Here is a 19,079-nt window from a genome sequence, read left to right on the forward strand (position 1 = left end):
GGTGAGGATCTTGTAGTCGGTGCGGTCAAGCCTGTGAGGCATGGACGATCAGAATCGTGTCCGGCGTCGGCCTAGCCGGTCCGGGTGGCAAGCCGGATCAAGGTGACGGGCGCCAGCGCCTCGATCCGCCGGGCTGGACCGCCCGCTGCGAGATGAATGCATTCATGCGCCGCCGCGGACTCGGTCTTCCCAGTCTCCGTCACCGAGAGCCGCCCCTTTTCGATCCACCAGACCTCGTCTGTCGCGGGCGGCGTGATGTCGGTGATGGTATTGGCCGAGATGATAAGATGCCCGACCTCGCAGTGCAACGATCCGTTGCCGGCATGGAAAACCTTGCGATAGGTCAGCCCGGCCTGATCCCCGGCCAGCTCGAACCGGGTTGGAGACACATCCTGGTAGTGGATCAGCACCGGCAGCTTTTTCGGCCCCGGCGAACCGTCCCAGTCACCGTAGTCCTCAGGCGCCAGCCTGTGACTGTCCATGTCGAAGCGTCCAGGGGCAAAGGCGCAGATATTTACGATGCTTTGCGGTACGTCGAAAAAGTCCGTTTGCGCTCCGGCTTCGCGGAACAGAAAGATGCCAGGGCTTGCCCGGAAGGGGACACCGTGGCTTTCGCCTTCCGCAACTCCCTCGGAAATGTAGCAAAATTCATCGGTGTTGTAGGCATAAGGGCCGTTGAACCGATGCCCGCCCTTGTAGGTGTTCAGCCCGACATCGACGCCCTCGGGGCCTTCGGTCATGGGCGACACCAGCCGCCGGTGAATGAAATCCGGGTTGTTGTTGATGTGGACGGCCTGGACGTCGTTCGCACGAAAGATTCGCATGGGCTTTCCTTGATTATGGAGGATTGAACCCGGCCGCTGATCCGAGGCCGGGTCCGCTGCGCGATCAGCTGGCGCGGGTCGGGATGACCGGAAGCAGGATTGAATTCGCCTCCCCAGTCTCCCAGTGAAGCGTGGTCGTACCGCCGAACCTGTCGACGGCGCGATCGGTGGGATCGTCGTGCACCATTGGCGCGACACCGCTGTCCCGCAGGCCAAGGATCGACGTCGTGGTCTCCAGCCCGTGATCGTAGTCGGTCCCGCCGATAGTCACCGCCAACGTGTAGCCGGCCGGAACCACGATGGAGGTCGGCCAGAGCTCGACGTCCAGCCCGTAGACCTCGCCCGGCGTCAGCAACTGCTCTTCGTCATGGCTGTGGTAGGGGCGATAGGGCAGGCTCTTCTCGGGGTCCAGTTTGCGATGCGAGGCGCGCAGCCATCCCAGCGTCATCGGTGCCCGCGGGTCGTTCGCCCCCGGAAACAGCAGTTCCGATCCGTCCGGGGCAAAGACCCGGAAGCTCACGAAAATGTCGGCGTCCTCGGTGCTGGAGCTGACCGCAAGCCGGGCCGCCAAGGGACCAGTGATCTCGGTCTGCTGTTCCAGCGGTGCGGACCGGAAGGTGAGCGTCTCGTCAAGCGCCGCGAAGGACAGCGTAGCGGAGGCGCCGGGCTTCTCCGTCGACAGCGACATCTTCTCGGCGTCGAGATAGAAGCGCATCCAGTCCGTGCGGGCGATCGGCCACTCGGTTTCGCTGCGTTCGACGAAGCCGTCGATATGGCGAACCTTGAGCAGGACCGGAGGCCGCTCGGCCCAGCCGTTGTCGATCCCCTTGAGGAAGTGGTCGAAGAACTGCATCTGAAGATCGGTGCCATAGGCGGTGTAGAACTCGGTCCAGTGACGGTAGCCATGCAGTTCCAGCCACTTCTGTCGCGACCCGGCGGCCAGGTAGCCTTCGGTATTGCCGCGCAGGTGGAGCCCCTGCCCACCCCAGTTGCCGCAGGACAGCAGGGGGACCTCGATATTCGCGAGATCGGGGCGACGCTCGGCGTAATAGGCGTCGTCGAGCGGGTGCTCCAGGATAGCCTGGCGGATATCGATGCGATTGGCGGCGAGGACGTCCTCGTCCAGGTCGACATCCCCTGCGACACTTTCTCCGGTGTTGGGGTTCTTCTCGGCCCTCGATCCGCGGCCGTACTGCACCGCATGGATCTGCGGCGGAGCCCAGTAGGTCATCCAGGTTCCCATGATGCCGCCATTGCGGCAGGTTTCCCTGTAGTAATCCGACCACCCTTCAAACGGGCAGATCGCAGCGAGATGCGGCGGGCGCATCCCGGCCACAAGCCACTGGTTCGCTGCGAAATACGAAATCCCGGCCAGACCGACCTTGCCGTTGCTCCAGGGCTGGACACCGGCCCACTCGATGCAATCGTAGAAATCTTCCTGCTCGTGACGCGACATATAGTCGATCTTTCCGGGGGTCATGCCCGCACCGCGGGAATCGACACGCACGCAGACATAGCCTTTAGGGACCCACTTCTCGGGATCCACGGTCTCCCAGTTCGCGAAATCGCAGCTAGAGCCCTCCTGCACTTCCGGGTTGTCCTTCACCAGGTTGCCCCAGGCATCGGGGTACCCGACCTGAAAGGGCAGGCCTTTGGCATAGGGGCCATAGCTCAGGATGACGGGATAGACGCCTTCCTCGACCGGACGATACACGTCCGCGCGCAGTTCGAGACCGTCGCGCGCGGGGATGACAACATTCCAGTCGACGACGAGGCCGTTCCTCGTTTCGGTCTTCTCAAGCATAGTCTCTCCCTTACTTCGGATATTCCTCACCGGGATAATGCGTGCGGCGGCGGGCGCGCCAACTGCAAAACTGATCATGGGAAGGATGCAAAGTTCGGCATAAGGCCGGGCGGCGGCGGTGCCGTTGATCCAGCCGGGGTGCGGCGGCCTCCTCGCAAGCCATATCTCATGTGATATGTTAAAGATCGGATTATTGTATGTTCTTGGCATGGCCCGCCTCTGCCAACCTTCCCCCGTAATTGAATAGAGGGAGGAGTGTCCTTGGGATACTTGGCAGGAATCGACATCGGCGGAACATTCACGGACGTGGTGGTTGCCGACAAAGCCGGGAGGATCGTAACGGCCAAGGCGCCATCGACGCCGCCGGATTTCTCAACGGGCATCATCGACGCCCTGGGCAATGCGGCTGAAACCTTCGGGATCACGCTTGATGACCTTTGCCGGAACCTCGACTTCCTGGCGCATGGCACGACGGTGGGCACCAATGCCCTGATCCAGAAACGCGGCGCGAAAGTCGGCATCCTGACCACGAAGGGTCACGAAGACTGCATCCACATCATGCGCGGGTCACGCGGCCTCACCGGGCAGAACATCCGCAAGGTGTCGCATTTCTCCGAGGGCCTTAAGCCGCAGCCGCTAGTTCCCAAGCGGATGATCCGCGGGATTTCCGAGCGCGTCGACAGCAATGGCAACATCGTGGTCCCGCTGGACGAGGCCGGCGCGCGCAAGGCCATCGCCGAGCTCGTCGAGGCCGGTGCCGAGGCGATCGCCATCTGCTTCCTGTGGTGCTTCAAGAACCCGAGTCACGAGACCCGTGTCCGCGACCTTATCCACGAGATCGCGCCGGATATCTTCGTGTCCAGCTCCTACGATCTGGTGCCGAAATGGGGCGAGTACGAGCGCACCACCGCCGCCGCGCTGAACGCCTATATAGGTCCGATCACGTCGACCTATCTGCGCAACGTCTCCGGCCGCCTCAAGGATCTGGGGTACCAGGGAAACCTTCAGATCACCCAGTGCGGTGGCGGGACCATCTCGCTCGAGCGGGCGATGATGTCGCCGCTCCTGACGCTGGATTCCGGTCCCGTGGCCGGCGTCACCGGGTCGGAGTTCTTGGGCGCGACCATGGGACTGAAGAACATCATCACGACCGACATGGGCGGCACCTCGTTCGATGTCGGTCTCATCTCCGACGGCGTGGGGGCGTCCTCCTACAAGAGCATCGTGGAGCAGTACGAATACTTCCTGCCGAAAATCGACATTCAGGCTATCGGCGCCGGTGGCGGCAGCCTGGCCTGGGTGGACGAGCGGACGAACAGCCTGCACGTCGGCCCCGACAGCGCCGGGTCGGTCCCTGGTCCGATCTGCTATGGTCGCGGCGGCACCGTGCCGACGGTGACCGATGCGGCCCTCGTACTGGGCTATCTGGACCCCAATTCCTTTGCCGGCGGTAAGATGAAACTTGACCGCGAAGAGGCCGCACGCCGCATCGGCGAGCTGGGCCGTCCCCTCGGCCTGGGCGTCGACGAATGTGCTGCCGGGATCTGCCGGATCGTGGAGTTCCGCATGGCCGATGCCATCCGGCGGACCACCGTCGAGAAGGGGCATGATCCGCGCGACTTCACCGTCTTCGCCTTTGGCGGCGCGGGTCCGGCTCATGCGGGGATCTTCGCCCGCGAGGCGGGAATCAGCCGGGTGATCATCCCTCAGCGCAAGACCGCGTCGGTCTGGTGCGCCTTCGGGGCGGCCGCGGCAGACGTGCTGCATGTGATCGAAAGCGCCAATCTCATGGCCTCGCCCTTCAACGCCGGTGCCATTGCCGCCGAGCTGAAGGCGCTTGCCGACCGGGCCAGGGCACAGATGGCGACCGATGACATCACAGATTTCGGACTGACCTTCTCGATCGACCTGCGGCATCGCGGTCAGATCAACGAGGTCGAGGTCAATGTTCCCGGCGAGGGGCTGAGTGAGGCCGAGCTTGCAACCCTGATCGAGGATTTCTTCGTCCGCTACGAAGCGCTCTATGGCAAGGGGTCCTCCTTCCGGAAGTCCCGCCTCGAGGCGGTCACCTTCCGGTGCCGTGCCCGCTCCGAGACCGTGAAGCCGTCGATCACGGCGGTCGACTGTCCGGCTGACGCGGACCCGGACGCCTTCCTCAAGGGTCGGCGCAGCGTCTACTGGTCCGACGAGGCACGCCGGTTCGAGGTGCCCGTCTACGACGGCGACGCCATGACGCCGGGCTGCGTGGTGGCAGGGCCCGCAATCATCGAGACCAGCCACACGTCCGTGACCCTGCACAGCGGTCAGACACTTCTGCTCGATCAGTGGGGCAACTTCTCGATCGACATCACTGCGGACCAGGGGGGATCCAAATGACCATGCAGAAACTTTCCATGATCGAAGGCGTAGACTTCAACGGCGTCAACCATCCTTATGTGCCGCCGAAGACGCTCAAGATCGATCCGAAGCTTAAGCTGCACCGCGAGTTCGACACCGACATCGACCCGGTGACTTTCGAGGTGATCCGCCACAATCTGTGGAACATCAACGAGGAACACGGGAACACGATCCAGCGCATTTCCGGGTCACCGGTGGCCGTCTATGCCATCGACCTCAATCCCTCGATCCTGACGGAGGACGCCGAATTCGTCTATTTCGGGCCCTTCATGCAGTACATGTCGGGTGTGACCGACACCCAGGTGAAATGGACGCTGGAAAACCGTTCGTCCAATCCGGGCATCGAGGATGGCGACATGTTCATCTCGAACGACCCCTGGGTCGGCGCCGCGCACCAGTCCGACGTTCTGCTGCTGTGCCCGGTCTTCCACGAGGGCGAGCTGTTCTGCTGGGTCACCAACTGCCTGCATCAGTATGACATCGGCGGCGTGACACCGGGCAGCTTCTGCATCCCGGCCCGCGACGTCTATGACGAGGGGATCCTGCTGCCCCCCACCAAGATCGTCGAACGCGGCGAACTGCGGTCCGACATCGAGGCGCTCTATGTCCGCGCGTCGCGGCGGCCCGACATGGTCTCGCTTGATCTGCGGGCACAGATCGCCGGCAACACGGCGGCTCGCGAAAGGGTGAAGAAACTGATCGACCGCTATGGTGCGCGGGTGGTCAAGGGTGTCATGAAGCGGATCATCGACAATGGCGAGAAGGCCTTTCTCGACAAGCTCGCGACCCTGCCCGACGGCGTCTATCAGGAACGGACATACGTCGAATGCGCCTCGATCGGCGATCGGAACGTCTATCCGGTGATGACCCGGATGATCAAGGAAGGCACCACGCTGACCTTCGAGAACGAGGGCACGGCCGAACAGATGGGCGCGATGAACGCGACCTATTCGGGCTGGCGCGGGTCGATAATGGTGGTGCTCAACCAGGTGCTGTGCTGGGATCAGTACTTCGCCATCGGCGGCGCCTTGCGGCACGTCAACTTCGACCCGACACCCGGCACCTTCACCTGCGCGAACTTCCCGGCCTCGGTCTCGACCGCACCGGTGCAGGCAATGGAGATCGCCCTCTATCCGGTCTACAACGTGCTGGCCAAGCTGGTTTATTCCAACCCGGACCTACGCCCCGACATTCTGGGCATGAGCGGGTCGAGCCAGATGCCGCTGACCAACTACCGCGGCATGGACCAGCACGGCGAGAAGTTCGGATATGTCGTTCTCGACATGCTGGCGGGGGCCATCGGGGCCTTCGCCAACGGCGACGGAATCTCGACCGGGGGCCAGTCGCGGACGCCGATCTCGAAGATCCCGAACGTCGAGTTCACCGAGCACCAGTTCCCAATCCTTTACCTCTATCGTCGCGAAAGCTGCGACTCCGGCGGTGCCGGTCAGTATCGCGGCGGGCTGAGCGGCGAAAGCTGCTGGGTGACCCACCATGTGGACGTCATCACGCATGAGGCCCTGTCGTCCGGAACCGCCCTGCCGTCGTCGCTTGGCATGATGGGCGGGTATCCCTCGATGACCAACCAGATGGATCTGGTACGTGGTACTGACGTCCAGGCATGGTTTGCGGACGGCAGACTGCCTGCCGCGATCACCGAAGCCGGCGGCTCGCACTGGCCGGTGCCCCCGCGGTCCGAGCCCTTCGCCCAGACCAAAGACGACATCTTCGCGATCCGCTGGTGCGGCGGCGGCGGTTTCGGCGATCCGCTCCGGCGCGCCCCGGAAGACATCGAGGCCGATATCGAGAACTTTGCCGTGTCGCCGGAAAGCGCCGAGACCATCTTCGGCGCGGTGCTCGCACCGGATCGCAGGAAGGTCGATGTCGCGGCGACCGCGACGAAGCGCGCCGGTCTCAAGGCTGCGCGTCGTGCGCCCGATGACAAACAGCCCGCCCGGAGGGACGGGCAGGTTCGGCTGGGCATCACGCCGTCGCTCGATGTCAGGGAGGATGCAGACGGGGCCTTCTATGCCTGTGCCTGCTGCGGCACATGGCTTGCGGACCTCGGGACGAATTTCAAATCCGGCTGCACCGTCGAGTCCCGCGACATCCAGGCCAGCAATCCCCTGATCGGGGACCCCCACCTGCATGTCGACAACGCGATCTCGTTCCGCGAGTTCTTCTGTCCAGGCTGCGGAGAGCAACTGGACGCAGAGGTGGTCGTGGACAATGCACCGCCGAACTTCGACGTCGATATCCGGTCACTGCCCGAAAGGTAACAGCCGCTGCCTGGCCGGTTCGTCGGAGGACCGGCCAGGTCCTAGGATCCCGCGATCCCTCGGACGCAGGACCGACCCCGCCCGAGACCGACAGCCCCAATGGGAGAGACGGGAACCTGTCGGCTGCGGACAGTGATTCCGGCAGACGCCTGCCGGATTGAGTACCGATGACGCACCATTGGGGTTTGCGCATCGGGGAAATGGCGCTGAGATATCGCGTATGAAAGGGAGGAAGACTATGAATATCAGGAAATTCGCAATACTCGGCATTGCCGCAACCCTGTCCGTGACGACGGCCTTCGCGGCACATGCCGACAGTTTCAACGTCACGGTGGTGGCGGGACATCCCCCGGTTTTCAGATGGGTCAAGATGATGAGCGAAAGCTACATCCCGGCCGTCAAGACAGCGCTCGAGGGCACCGGGCACGATATGACGTTCACCGAACAATACGGCGGATCCATCGCCGGCGTCGGCGAAGAGCTGGAAACCGTGCAGGCGGGGCTGGCCGAGATCGGGATCTGCCTGTCTCTCTTCGACCCTGCCAAGCTGGCGCCGCAGAACGTCACCTACTACACCCCTTTCGCCTCGGACGACATCCGCCTGGTCAACAAGGTGATGGGCGATCTCCAGCGCAACAATCCGGCGATGCAACAGGCATGGGCCGACAACGACCTCGTCTACCTCGGCGGTAATATCACGATCGACGACTACCTCGTTTTCACGAACTTTCCGGTCACCACGCTCGACGATTTGAAGGGGCACAAGATCGCCTCGGCGGGGCCTGCGCTGAACTGGCTGTCCGGGACCGGGGCCATTGGCGTCTCGGGCAACCTCACGACCTACTACAACGAGATCAAGACCGGGGTCTACGAGGGCGCCATGCTACTAGGATCCGCCGGGTTTCCGGGCAAGTACCACGAGGTCGCGCCCAACATACTGAAGGTCGGCTTCGGCCCTGAATTCGCCGGCGCGATCTGTGCCAACAAGGACTGGTACGAAGGTCTTCCGGACGAGGTGAAGACAGCCCTCACCGATGCAGCCTCGACCGCCGAATCCTGGTACCTGGATTCGATCGACGCGGACGTGAAGTCCGGCCTCGAGGCGATGCAGAAAGAAGGCGCAACCCTCACCGTCGCGACGGATGACATGCGCAGGCAATGGGCCGCCGGGATCGACAACGCGGCGAAGGTCTGGGCGTCGGAGCTCGACGCGCAGAACAAGCAGGGCAGCGCGGTACTCGACGCCTACATGAACGCCATGCGCGACGCCGGAGCACAGCCGCTCCGCGACTGGGACAAGAAATGACCGGCGAGATGCTCGGCGGCACGCAGCGGGACCCGGTCTCGCTGCGAATGCTCGACGTGCTGACCCAGACGCTGAACGTCGCGGGATCGGTGCTCATCTTCTGCCTGATGGTGCTGATCGGCGCCGATGTGATTGGGCGCGGGATGTTCGGGGTTCCCCTGAAGGGCGTGCCGGAAATCGTCACCCTTTCGATCGTGGCCATCGTCTTCCTGCAGACGCCGCAGGTGCTGCGGTCGGGACGGCTGACCCGCAGCGATGCGATGGACGGGCTCCTGTTCCAGCGCCTGCCCCGGTTCGCGAAATGGCTGCGATCCGTCTTCGACCTGGTGAGCGTGACCGTCGTCGGGGTCATCCTCTATACGACATGGCCGATCTTCTGGCGCGCCTGGGACCGCAACGAATTCATCGGCGCCGTCGGAGAAGTCACGATCCCCACCTGGCCGGTCAAGCTGGCGATCCTCGTCGGAGGCGCCACGCTGATGCTTCAGTTTCTGGCCTGTATCCTGAGACGCCACGGAGGCGCACATGACCCCCATTGAGATCGGCATGATTGCCCTCGCCGCCATGGGCGTGCTCGTCCTGCTCGGCCTCTACGTTCCGATTGCGCTGATCGTCTGCTCGTTCGGCGGTGTCTGGGCGATCAAGGGCTCGGCCCTGCTGGCCGGCAAGATGCTGGCGATTGCGGCAAACGAGGCCGTCGCCAGCTATTTCTTTGGCGTCATCCCGCTGTTCGTCATGATGGGGTTCATCGTGTCGGAATCCGGGCTCGGGCGCGATGCCTTCGATGTGGCCAACACGATCTTCCGGCGACTACGCGGCGGGCTGGGCATCGGCACGGTCGGAGCGAATGCCATCTTCGCCGCGATCACCGGGGTGTCCATCGCCTCGGCCGCCGTCTTCACCAAGATCGCGGTTCCGCAGATGGTCCGTCATGGCTATACCCCGCGCTTCGCGGTCGGCGTGGTGGCCGGCAGTTCGGTGCTAGGGATGCTCATTCCACCGTCGCTGCTGCTGATCCTCTACGGGATCATCACCGAGCAGTCGATCGGCGACCTCTTCATGGCGGGCGTGGGTCCAGGACTTCTGCTGTCCGCCGCCTTTGTCACCGGGATCATGCTGATGGCGCGGTTCTGGCCGTCCTACGTCGGGCGGCCTGACGACACCGACATCCCCGCCCTGACATTCCGCGAACTGCTGGCCAAGTCGGTTCCGATCTCTGCCCTGATCCTCCTGGTTCTCGGCGGGATCTACGGCGGGTTGTTCACCCCGGTCGAAGCCGGTGCCATGGGCTCTATCGGGGCGCTTGCGATCGGCTTCATGAAGCGGGCGCTCGACTTCGGGGCGCTGCGTCGCATCCTGATCGAGACCGGGCTCGTGACGGCCTCGGTCTGCTTCCTGATCATCGCGGCACAGATGTATTCACGGATGCTGGCGTTCTCGGGGCTGCCTGCGGGGCTGGCCTCTTTCGCCACGGATGCGGATCTGTCCTATCTCGGCCTCATCGCGATGTATCTGCTGATCGTGATCGCGCTCGGCATGGTGCTCGACAGCACCTCGATCATGCTGATTATGGTGCCGCTGATGATGCCGGTGATCGTCCCGATGGGAGTCGATCTGGTCTGGTTCGGAATCGTGACCCTGATCGCAATCGAAGTCGGTCTGCTGACACCGCCCTTCGGCCTGTCGGTCTTCGTCATCAAGGCCACGCTGGAGGATCAAAGCATCACGCTCGGCGACATCTTCAAGGGGGCGGCACCGTTCATCCTCATCATGCTCGGCGTGCTGGCGGCAGTCGTCGCGGTTCCGTCGATCGCAACGGGCCTCGTCTACTGACGGCGCCCTGACCTTACCGACACAGGAGGGCGCAATGCCTGTCTATGCCCTGGGAAACATCTCGCCTCAGCTCCCCGAGGGCGGCGACCACTGGATTGCGCCCGACGCGAACGTCATCGGCAACGTCATCCTCGGAGCCGGCTGTTCGGTCTGGTTCGGCGCAACGCTGCGGGGCGATAACGAGCCGATGACCATCGGTGAGGGCACCAACATCCAGGAGAACACGGTGATCCATTCCGATCCGGGCTTTCCCGCCACGATCGGCATGAACTGCACCGTCGGCCACAAGGCCATGCTGCACGGGTGCCGGATCGGAGACGGCACGCTGATCGGCATGGGCGCCATCGTGCTGAACGGTGCGCAGATCGGGCGGAACTGCGTGATCGGCGCCGGGGCGCTTGTGACCGAAGGCACCGAAGTCCCGGACAATTCTATGGTTCTTGGTGCGCCGGCACGGGTCGTGCGCCAGCTCGATGCATCCTGGGTTGCCCGGTTGCAGGCCTCGGCAGACCACTATCAGGCGAACATGAGGCGCTTTCGCGAGACGCTGAAGCCCGTCCCCTGACCTCTCTCGCCCGTCACAGCGCCGCGCGGCTGGCCAGGAACGACGCCTTCCAGTTGCCGGCGTCGATCTCGTGCTTCATCTGCTGTTTCAGCCAGGTCTCGACCAGATGCACCTGCGGGGTCGCGGGCTCTGACTTCAGGCGCGACAGGCACCAGGTCATCGTGATGCCCGGAATGAAGCAGTGGCACGTCCGGGTCGCATAGCCCTTGTCCGCCAGAATTGCCGATGGAAGCGGGCAATAGGCGATCCCCGCCTCGGCGAGCTGGATGATCGAGGTGCTTTCGATCTCGAAGTGGATCTTCGGCACGATCCCCTCCTGCGCGAAAGCCTCGACCACGCGCTTGCGGATGCCATTTTCCTTGCCCAGGAAAATGAGCGGCAGATCCTTGAAGTCCATGGGCGTGAAAGGGCGATCCGGCGACAGCCCCCCGCCCTGCGGCCCGATCAGCACCAGCGGATCACGGGCCACGCTTTGCGACATCAGGGCGGGCTCTTCGACCGGGTTGAACAGGATGCCAAGGTCGCACCGCTTCGACACCAGCGCCTCGGTGATCAGCCCGACCGTCCCCACGACGATGTTGAGATACACCTTCGGCAGCTCTTTCTTGACGTAGAGCACCAGCGGCGCCGCGAGCAGCGGAACAAGCGAGGCCGGCAAGCCGACGGTGATGGAGCCCGTCGGAACCTTGGTAACATCCGAGATTTCCTGTTGCAGATCTTCCAGCTGGCCCAGGATCGACGCCGCACGCTCGTAGAACACATGGCCCGCGTCGGTCAGGGTCACGCCCTGCACGGACCGGTTGAACAACTCGACGCCCAGAAGATCCTCGATGGATTTCATCTGGCGGCTGATCGCGGGCTGGGCGATGTCATAGATCTCGGCGACACGGCTGAAACTGCCGATATCCGCGACCCGCAGGAAATTCCGCCAGTGGTTCACGTTGACCGGAAGTTGTGCCATGTCGATATCCCATCCTTTTCACGTTATGTCGCACCGGCGTTCATGAACGTCAAATGTTATATCCCCTTTCCATCCGGGCGGCGTCGGCAATGCCGACAGCGTTATGGCACACATGGATTTTCCTGCAGACCCCGCGCGCCCGGCGATCTGCCATCCTTGTCCGGCCAAGGACTTCCGGAGGAGGCGGTTCCGGCACCCGATCGCCGTTCGGCACAGGCCAGACAGCGCCGCGCCCATGCCCCTCCGACAGTCGAGAAGGTCCGTCGTCGACGTGACCGCGAAACTATCAAGGGAGGCCGTCGTGCCAGACAGCGTTATCATCAGTTGTGCCATCACGGGCAGCATTCACACACCCACGATGTCAGAGGCCCTGCCCATCACGCCCGCGCAGATCGCAGCGGAAAGCATCGCGGCGGCGAAGGCGGGTGCGGCGATCATCCACCTGCACGCGCGCGACCCGAAAGACGGCCGACCGGAGTCCGCGCCCGACCGCTTCGCGGAGTTCCTGCCCGAGATCAAGGACGGCACCGACGCGGTGTTGAACATCTCGACGGGCGGCAGCACGCGCATGACGCTCGACGAGCGTCTGGCCGCAGCCAAGGCTTTCGCACCCGAGATGTGCTCGCTCAACATGGGGTCGTTCAACTTCGCGATCCACGGCATGGCGGCCCGCTACGACAGCTGGAAACACGACTGGGAGAAACCCTATCTCGAAGCCACGGAAGGGGTGATATTCCCCAACACCTTCCGCGACATCGCCTATGTCATCGAAACGCTCGGCGACGGTCTCGGCGTCCGGTTCGAACACGAGTGCTATGATATCGGGCATCTCTACAATCTCGCCCATTTTGTCGATCGCGGGCTGATCAAGCCGCCGTTCATGGTGCAGTCCATTTTCGGCATCCTCGGTGGCATCGGTGTGGATCACCGCAACCTGATGTTCATGAAGGAAACGGCCGACCGCCTGTTCGGAACGGATTACATCTGGTCCGTGATCGCCGCGGGTCGCCACCAGATGCCCTATGCGACCCAATCTGCCATGCTGGGCGGCAACGTGCGGGTGGGGCTGGAGGATTCGCTCTACATCGGCCGCGGTCAGCTGGCCTCGTCGAATGCGCAGCAGGTCGAAAAGATCAGCACCATCCTGACCGAGCTCGGTTATGCGATCGCCACGCCCGAAGAAGCCCGCTCACGTCTGAAGCTGAAAGGCAGCGCCAACGTGAACTTCTGACGCGCCTGCCGTCCGCTCAGCGCAGCGCCATGCCCAAACTGTTATCGAACCTATCTTGTTTTTTACGGTTTGCGGCATGACGCGACGGTCTCATGCTTGGTGTCACTGGCAGCTCACCGAAGGGGACCAATGTTACAATCCATCTCGCGAATGCTAGCGCTCAGACTGGTGGCGGCGATCCCGCTGATCCTGCTCGTGGTGACGCTGACCTTCTTCCTGATCCGCCTGGCACCGGGTGATCCCGCCTATGCGCTGGCAGGTGGCGACGCGCCGAGCGACGCCTACCTGGAGAGTGTCCGGCAATCCTATGGGCTGGATCAGCCGCTGCTCACGCAATATCTGACATATCTGAAGAAAGCGGCGTCGCTGGATTTCGGCCAGTCCATCTACTACCGCCGCCCCGTGTTCGAGGTCATCCTCGACCGGTTTCCCGCCACCTTGCTGCTGGCGGGGGCTGCGATGGTCCTAGCCACGATCGTCGGCGTTCTGCTGGCCGTCTGGTCCGCGCACAAGCCCGGTTCGTTCCGCGACGGCATGATCACAAGCGTCGCGCTGGTCGGGTTTTCGGTACCGGTGTTCTGGGTCGGTCAGCTGATGATACTGGCCTTCGCGATCCAGCTGGGCTGGTTCCCGGTCGGAGGCTACGACAATCCGAGAATGGGCTACACCGGCCTTTCGCATGTCATGGACGTGGCGCATCACATGGTGCTGCCGACGCTGGCCCTTGCGCTTTACCTGATGGCGATGATCACGCGGATCACACGGACGTCGATGATCGACGTCCTCGGTCGCAACTACGTCAACGTCGCGCGGGCAAAGGGCGTCTCGCCTGCGGCCGTCACCTGGTTTCACGCCTTCCGCGTCGCCGTGGTCAGCACGATCACCATCGTGGGGGTCGAATTCGGCACCGTCATCATCGGTGCGGTGCTGACCGAAACGATTTTTTCCTGGCCGGGACTGGGACGCCTCTTCTACGACGCGATCCTCAAGCGGGATTTTCCGCTGCTCACCGGCTCCTTCATTTTTACGGCGGTGATGGTCGTGGTGGTGAACGCCCTGACCGACGTGCTCTGCGCAATCGCCGATCCGCGCCTGAGGTCCTGACCGAGATGCAGACATCACAAGATACCCGAACCGGGCAGATGCCCACGCTCTTCCGCTTCATGCGCGTGCCGGGTCACCTGCCGGGCTCCGCACGGGTCGGTGCGGTAATTCTGGTGACAATCATTCTGCTGGTCGTGCTCGCGCCGCTGATCGCCACGCAGGACCCGATGGCGATCACCAAGGCGACGCTCGTGCCGCCGGGCGCGGGCGGCGTGTTCGGTACCGACGATCTGGGGCGGGATGTCTTTGCCCGCGTGCTCTACGGCGGACGGGTCTCGTTGCTGGTCGGACTGTTCGCCGCCCTGATCGCGGTCGGGATGGGGCTGGTGATCGGTGTCGTCGGAGGATTTTCCGGCGGCATGATCGACGAGGCGCTGATGCGGTTCACCGAGGTCTTCCAGATCGTTCCCCGCCTTCTGGTCGCGATTGTTGTGGTGTCGATGGTCGGAGGTAGCATCGGCAATGTGATCTTCGTGATCGGGATCCTCAGCTGGCCGCCGACGGCCCGTCTGGTCCGCGCCCAGACCCTTGTGCTGAGAAACGAGGATTTCATGTCGGCCGCAATCATGTCCGGGGCCAGCTATGTCCGGCTGATCCGCAAGCAGATACTGGGGAACATCCTGCCGATCCTGCTTGTCAGCGGCGCGATGCAGGTGGCGGTCGCGGTCCTGGCTGAGGCATCACTCAGCTTTCTCGGCCTCGGGGATCCGTCTTACCCCTCCTGGGGCCAGATGCTGTACCACAGTCAGGGCTTTCTGCGGCAGGCGTGGTGGATGAGCCTGTTTCCCGGCTGTGCCCTGGCTTTGGCCATCGTGGGGCTCAACCTCGTGTCGGACGGCTTCTCCGACCGTCTGCCAGGAGTGGGCTCATGACCGCACAGACCTTTGTCCAATCGCCCGAGGCGGGATCCGACAGCGTGAGCCTGTCTCGAACGGTCGCTTCGATCGCGGCGCTCAGCATCGGTTTCCGGCGGTCCGACGGTAGTCCTTATAAGGTTGTCGAGGACGTCGACCTGGATGTCCATGCGGGCGAGATCCTGGGGCTCGTCGGTGAATCCGGCTCGGGAAAATCGCTGACGGCCCGGTCGCTCATCCGGCTGCTGCCGACAAACTCGACCGTCGGCGGTACCGTCACCTTCGAGGGAGAGCCGATCCTGACGATGAATGACCGGGCCCTGCGCAAGATCCGGGGAGGTCGGGCGGCCATGGTGTTCCAGGATCCGATGACCTCGTTCAACCCGGTCAAGACCGTCGGGGCGCAGATCGCGGAGTCCCTGAGCCTTCATTCCGCATTGCGCGGTCAGGCACTGCGTGACCGGGTGGTCGAGCTGCTGCGGCAGGTCGGTATCGTGACCCCCGAAACCAAGGCCTGGGACTATCCGTCGTCCTACTCGGGCGGGATGCGTCAACGCGCGATGATCGCGATGGCGCTGGCCAATTCGCCGGAGCTGCTGATCGCGGACGAACCGACGACCGCGCTCGATGCGACCGTGCAGGATCAGGTTCTCGATCTGCTGCGCACGATGAACCAGGAGCTCGGGACTTCGATCGTCCTGATCACCCACAACATCGCCGTCGTGGCCAGCCTCTGCGACCGTGTCGCCGTGATGTATTCGGGGCGGATCGTCGAGGAAGGACCGGTCGAGAAGGTGCTCGGCGATCCGCAGCATCCCTACACCTGGCTGCTGCTGAAATCGGTGCCGCATCTCGGGGATCCCCGCGAGCGGCTCGCGTCGATCGAGGGGACGCCACCCGATCCCGCTGACCCGCCCGAGGGGTGCCGGTTTCACCCGCGATGCCCGTTCGCTATCGACCGCTGCCGCACCGAGGAACCCGCCCTTGCCGACGACGGGCAGGGCGGCAAGTTCCGGTGTTTTATTGGGATGCGGTCCATCGACAGGAGCGTTCGGGACAATGTTTGACACGCAAAACGCCCCGCTGGTCACGGTGCGCAACCTCCGCAAGGTCTACACCACCGGATCGTTCCTCAATCGTGCCGTGACCAATGCGGTAGACGATGTCTCCTTCGACATCCGCCCCGGCGAGACCCTGGGCCTCGTGGGCGAGAGCGGCTCGGGCAAATCGACCATGGGACGGCTGCTTGCCGGGCTGGAAGAAGTCACGGCGGGCGAGGTCAGGTTTGCCGGGTCGCCGTTGGACCGCAGCGACCGGCGAGGACTGCTGCGTCTGTGGCGCGATACCCAGATGGTGTTTCAGGACCCCTATTCCTCGCTAAACCCAATCCTGACGGTTCGACAGTGCCTGATGGAACCCCTGCGCAATTTCGGCGTGGCCTCGGGGGTCGAAGCGGAACGCTTGGTCCGCAAGACGATCACCGCATGTGGTCTGCCGGTCAGCGCACTGGACCGCTATCCGTCAAGCTTTTCCGGCGGCCAGCGGCAGAGGGTTGGCATCGCCCGAGCCCTCATCATCAAGCCGCGCTTCATCATCGCGGATGAGCCGGTGTCTGCGCTGGACGTGTCCATCCAGGCGCAGATCGTCAACCTGATGCAGGACCTGAAGGCGGACTTCGGGCTGACCTACCTGTTCGTGGCACACGATCTCGCCCTGGTCCGCCACGTCTCGGATCGCATCGCCGTCATGTACCGCGGTCGTGTCGTCGAGATCGGAGATACCGACGCCATCTACGACCGGCCCCAGCACCCCTATACCCGGTTGCTGACGTCCTCGATCCCGATCCCCGACGTCCAGCGCGAACGGGCGCGGGTGCAGATGATCAAGGGCATGGCGACCACCACGACGCAGACCGGAGCGTCGGGCTGCCGTTTCGCCCCCCGCTGCCCGATCGCGACCGAGGTCTGCACTCGCCTCGTGCCGCAGCTGAAGTCGACCGCGAGCGGCCAGCAGGCGGCCTGTCACCTGGCGCCTGAGGCGCCGGGAACACCGGAAGCCAAAACAAGATGATACCCAACAAGGAGACCAGAAAATGACACCGAGTGATATCAGCCGCAGATTGTTCATGGGGCTGGCCGGCGCGGGACTTGCTGCCGCCACACTTCCTGCAAGTATGGTCCGCGCTCAGGGCCGGAAACTGCTGGTCACCGTCATCAACAACGATCCGGCGGCCTTCAACCCCGCAGTCTCGACCAATATCGAGGGCATCATTGCCTCCACTCCGGTCTATAGCTGGCTGATCAAGCAGGACATCGACGGCACCAATGCGGCCGATCTCGCAACTGACTGGTCCATGTCCGAGGATGGCAAGACGTTCACCTTCACGCTGCGTGACGATGTGACATGGCACGACGGTACCCCCTTCACCGCGGAGGATGTGAAGTTCACCATTGAGGAAATGCTGTCCGTTCACAATTCGATCGCCAAGAACGCCTATGCCACGCTGTCCTCGGTCGAGGCCCCCGATACGAAGACGATAATACTGACCTTCTCCGCGCCGAACGTGGTCTTCCTCGCCCAGCCCTTCGCGCTCGGCCCGATCCTGCCCAAGCACCTCTGGGAAGGGACCGACTTCAACACCAATCCGGTCGGAAAGTCGCCGGTCGGAACCGGACCGTTCAAATTCGTCGCGCACGAGATCGGCAACAAGATCGAATACACCCGCAACGAGGCGTATTTCGGCGAGGCCCCCGGCATGGACGGGCTGCTTCTCCGGATCATGCCGGATCCGGTATCGCGGTCTGCCGCCTTTGAGAACAAGGAGATCGACGCGATCAACGTGCTGTCGATCCCCTTTACCGACATCACCCGGTTCCGTGAGATGCCCGGCGTCACGATGAAGAGCTTCCCCGCGCCCGGTGGTGCCTATCTGGCCGTGATCAACATGCGCAACAAGCCCCTAGACGACGTGCGCGTGCGCCGCGCGCTGGCCCATGCGATCGACCGGAGCTTCATCCGCGAAAACATCCTGCCCGAGATCTCCCATGCGATGAACGGACCGATCTGGCCCGCCTCTCCGCTCTACAATACCGAGCTGGAGGATTATTCCCTCGACACCGCAAAGGCCGAAGCCCTGCTCGACGAGGCCGGCGTTACCAAGGACGCCAACGGCAAACGTTTCACGCTGCGCGTGATGTGGCAGAACGTGTTCAGCCAGATCGGCAGCATCGCTGACGTCATGGCCGAGAACCTGCGCCCCCTTGGCATTGAGGTCGATCGGACCCCGCTCGAAACCAGCGCCGTGATCCAGAAAGGATATATCGAGGGAGATTTCGATATCATCATCAACAGCTACGTACTCGGGCCCGATCCGAGCTTCGGGGTCGAACGGCTCTACAACTCGAACAACATCCTGCCGAAGCCGTTCACCAACAACTCGGGCTATGTGAACAAGGAGGTCGATGCGCTGTTCGACAAGCAGCGCCTCGCCGGAAGCCCAGAAGAGCGCAAGGCCATCTACGACGAGATTCAGTCGAAGATCTGGGACGACCTGCCGGTTCTACCGATCTGTTCATACGATGCCGTCGGCTTTTCGCATGACGAATTCGTCACGGACGTCTACACTCATTGGAACGTCATCATGGAAGACTTCGCCACCGCGAAACCTGCCTGACACCCGCAAATGCAGCTGGCGCCGGATCCACTTTGGCGCCAGCCGTAATCGTCATTTCGGGCGATACCCCAATTCATGCGCAGTCTGCATTATAACTTGTCGCAGCCATCTTATTGATGGATCAGCCTCCCGGCTCCCATGCCATTGCATGTAAAGTTGCAACGGGGGGATCTGGATCGGCAGGTCCAGAATGATGATGTCCGGGTTTGACGAATGCAATCTGGCGATACTGTCTGGAACGGTTCCCA

16 protein-coding genes are annotated in these 19,079 nt (G+C 63.1%); 12 read left to right on the plus strand and 4 right to left on the minus strand.

The annotated features are described in order from the left end of the window. Positions 1-71 precede the first annotated feature (71 nt). Positions 72-824: a hypothetical protein gene (locus tag ACN0S5_RS23050; protein ID WP_417211553.1), complete on the minus strand. Its 753-nt coding sequence runs from the start codon at positions 822-824 to the stop codon at positions 72-74. A gap of 64 nt (positions 825-888) precedes the next feature. Further along, on the minus strand, positions 889-2,628 hold the full coding sequence (locus tag ACN0S5_RS23055; protein WP_417211555.1) for a CocE/NonD family hydrolase: 1,740 nt from the start codon (positions 2,626-2,628) through the stop codon (positions 889-891). A 270-nt stretch (positions 2,629-2,898) separates the two neighbouring features. Between ACN0S5_RS23055 and ACN0S5_RS23060 the strand changes: the two genes are divergently transcribed. From ACN0S5_RS23060 to ACN0S5_RS23085, 6 genes are all read left to right on the plus strand, one after another. Then, positions 2,899-5,004, plus strand: a complete 2,106-nt coding sequence (locus tag ACN0S5_RS23060; RefSeq protein ID WP_417211556.1) for a hydantoinase/oxoprolinase family protein — start codon at positions 2,899-2,901, stop codon at positions 5,002-5,004. Continuing rightward, complete coding sequence (locus ACN0S5_RS23065) at positions 5,001-7,304, plus strand: hydantoinase B/oxoprolinase family protein (RefSeq protein ID WP_417211558.1); 2,304 nt, start codon at positions 5,001-5,003, stop codon at positions 7,302-7,304. Before ACN0S5_RS23060 ends, ACN0S5_RS23065 begins: the two co-directional genes overlap by 4 nt. A gap of 238 nt (positions 7,305-7,542) precedes the next feature. Beyond that, positions 7,543-8,610: a C4-dicarboxylate TRAP transporter substrate-binding protein gene (locus ACN0S5_RS23070; protein ID WP_417211559.1), complete on the plus strand. Its 1,068-nt coding sequence runs from the start codon at positions 7,543-7,545 to the stop codon at positions 8,608-8,610. Next, positions 8,607-9,149: a TRAP transporter small permease subunit gene (locus ACN0S5_RS23075; RefSeq protein ID WP_417211561.1), complete on the plus strand. Its 543-nt coding sequence runs from the start codon at positions 8,607-8,609 to the stop codon at positions 9,147-9,149. Before ACN0S5_RS23070 ends, ACN0S5_RS23075 begins: the two co-directional genes overlap by 4 nt. After that, positions 9,136-10,443, plus strand: a complete 1,308-nt coding sequence (locus ACN0S5_RS23080; RefSeq protein WP_417211563.1) for a TRAP transporter large permease — start codon at positions 9,136-9,138, stop codon at positions 10,441-10,443. The genes ACN0S5_RS23075 and ACN0S5_RS23080 overlap by 14 nt, the downstream gene beginning before the upstream one ends. Before the next feature lie 34 nt (positions 10,444-10,477). Then, on the plus strand, positions 10,478-11,008 hold the full coding sequence (locus tag ACN0S5_RS23085) for a gamma carbonic anhydrase family protein (RefSeq protein ID WP_417211565.1): 531 nt from the start codon (positions 10,478-10,480) through the stop codon (positions 11,006-11,008). 13 nt (positions 11,009-11,021) lie between these two features. On the opposite strand, the gene ACN0S5_RS23090 is transcribed toward ACN0S5_RS23085, so the two are convergent. Further along, positions 11,022-11,969, minus strand: coding sequence for a LysR family transcriptional regulator (locus tag ACN0S5_RS23090; protein ID WP_417211567.1), 948 nt, complete (start codon positions 11,967-11,969; stop codon positions 11,022-11,024). Positions 11,970-12,270: 301 nt separating this feature from the next. Between ACN0S5_RS23090 and ACN0S5_RS23095 the strand changes: the two genes are divergently transcribed. From ACN0S5_RS23095 to ACN0S5_RS23120, 6 genes are all read left to right on the plus strand, one after another. Continuing rightward, positions 12,271-13,200 (plus strand): 3-keto-5-aminohexanoate cleavage protein, encoded by a 930-nt coding sequence (locus ACN0S5_RS23095; RefSeq protein WP_417211568.1) that lies wholly within the window; start codon positions 12,271-12,273, stop codon positions 13,198-13,200. A gap of 129 nt (positions 13,201-13,329) precedes the next feature. After that, entirely contained in the window at positions 13,330-14,304 is a 975-nt protein-coding gene (locus ACN0S5_RS23100; RefSeq protein ID WP_417211570.1) for an ABC transporter permease, read from the plus strand. 38 nt (positions 14,305-14,342) lie between these two features. After that, positions 14,343-15,176 carry an ABC transporter permease gene (locus ACN0S5_RS23105; protein WP_417211571.1) on the plus strand — a complete coding sequence of 278 codons (834 nt, stop codon included), beginning with the start codon at positions 14,343-14,345 and terminating at the stop codon, positions 15,174-15,176. Then, on the plus strand, positions 15,173-16,225 hold the full coding sequence (locus tag ACN0S5_RS23110) for an ABC transporter ATP-binding protein (protein ID WP_417211572.1): 1,053 nt from the start codon (positions 15,173-15,175) through the stop codon (positions 16,223-16,225). The genes ACN0S5_RS23105 and ACN0S5_RS23110 overlap by 4 nt, the downstream gene beginning before the upstream one ends. Continuing rightward, positions 16,218-17,228: an ABC transporter ATP-binding protein gene (locus ACN0S5_RS23115; protein WP_417211573.1), complete on the plus strand. Its 1,011-nt coding sequence runs from the start codon at positions 16,218-16,220 to the stop codon at positions 17,226-17,228. Before ACN0S5_RS23110 ends, ACN0S5_RS23115 begins: the two co-directional genes overlap by 8 nt. 22 nt (positions 17,229-17,250) lie before the next feature. Further along, positions 17,251-18,831 carry an ABC transporter substrate-binding protein gene (locus ACN0S5_RS23120; RefSeq protein ID WP_417211574.1) on the plus strand — a complete coding sequence of 527 codons (1,581 nt, stop codon included), beginning with the start codon at positions 17,251-17,253 and terminating at the stop codon, positions 18,829-18,831. 51 nt (positions 18,832-18,882) lie between these two features. Here ACN0S5_RS23120 and ACN0S5_RS23125 read toward each other — a convergent pair. Then, positions 18,883-19,079: hypothetical protein (locus tag ACN0S5_RS23125; protein WP_417211575.1), on the minus strand; the 197-nt coding region annotated here is incomplete at its 5' end.

This window comes from Antarctobacter sp. (assembly GCF_048262615.1).
Lineage (GTDB): Bacteria > Pseudomonadota > Alphaproteobacteria > Rhodobacterales > Rhodobacteraceae > Antarctobacter.

Bases quoted from the DNA above. Each gene is read 5' to 3' on its own strand.
- ACN0S5_RS23050 (WP_417211553.1), bottom strand. From the start codon at position 824: ATGCGAATCTTTCGTGCGAACGACGTCCAGGCCGTCCACATCAACAAC.
- ACN0S5_RS23055 (WP_417211555.1), bottom strand. From the start codon at position 2,628: ATGCTTGAGAAGACCGAAACGAGGAACGGCCTCGTCGTCGACTGGAAT.
- ACN0S5_RS23065 (WP_417211558.1), top strand. From the start codon at position 5,001: ATGACCATGCAGAAACTTTCCATGATCGAAGGCGTAGACTTCAACGGC.
- ACN0S5_RS23070 (WP_417211559.1), top strand. From the start codon at position 7,543: ATGAATATCAGGAAATTCGCAATACTCGGCATTGCCGCAACCCTGTCC.
- ACN0S5_RS23075 (WP_417211561.1), top strand. From the start codon at position 8,607: ATGACCGGCGAGATGCTCGGCGGCACGCAGCGGGACCCGGTCTCGCTG.
- ACN0S5_RS23080 (WP_417211563.1), top strand. From the start codon at position 9,136: ATGACCCCCATTGAGATCGGCATGATTGCCCTCGCCGCCATGGGCGTG.
- ACN0S5_RS23085 (WP_417211565.1), top strand. From the start codon at position 10,478: ATGCCTGTCTATGCCCTGGGAAACATCTCGCCTCAGCTCCCCGAGGGC.
- ACN0S5_RS23090 (WP_417211567.1), bottom strand. From the start codon at position 11,969: ATGGCACAACTTCCGGTCAACGTGAACCACTGGCGGAATTTCCTGCGG.
- ACN0S5_RS23100 (WP_417211570.1), top strand. From the start codon at position 13,330: ATGTTACAATCCATCTCGCGAATGCTAGCGCTCAGACTGGTGGCGGCG.
- ACN0S5_RS23105 (WP_417211571.1), top strand. From the start codon at position 14,343: ATGCCCACGCTCTTCCGCTTCATGCGCGTGCCGGGTCACCTGCCGGGC.
- ACN0S5_RS23110 (WP_417211572.1), top strand. From the start codon at position 15,173: ATGACCGCACAGACCTTTGTCCAATCGCCCGAGGCGGGATCCGACAGC.
- ACN0S5_RS23115 (WP_417211573.1), top strand. From the start codon at position 16,218: ATGTTTGACACGCAAAACGCCCCGCTGGTCACGGTGCGCAACCTCCGC.
- ACN0S5_RS23120 (WP_417211574.1), top strand. From the start codon at position 17,251: ATGACACCGAGTGATATCAGCCGCAGATTGTTCATGGGGCTGGCCGGC.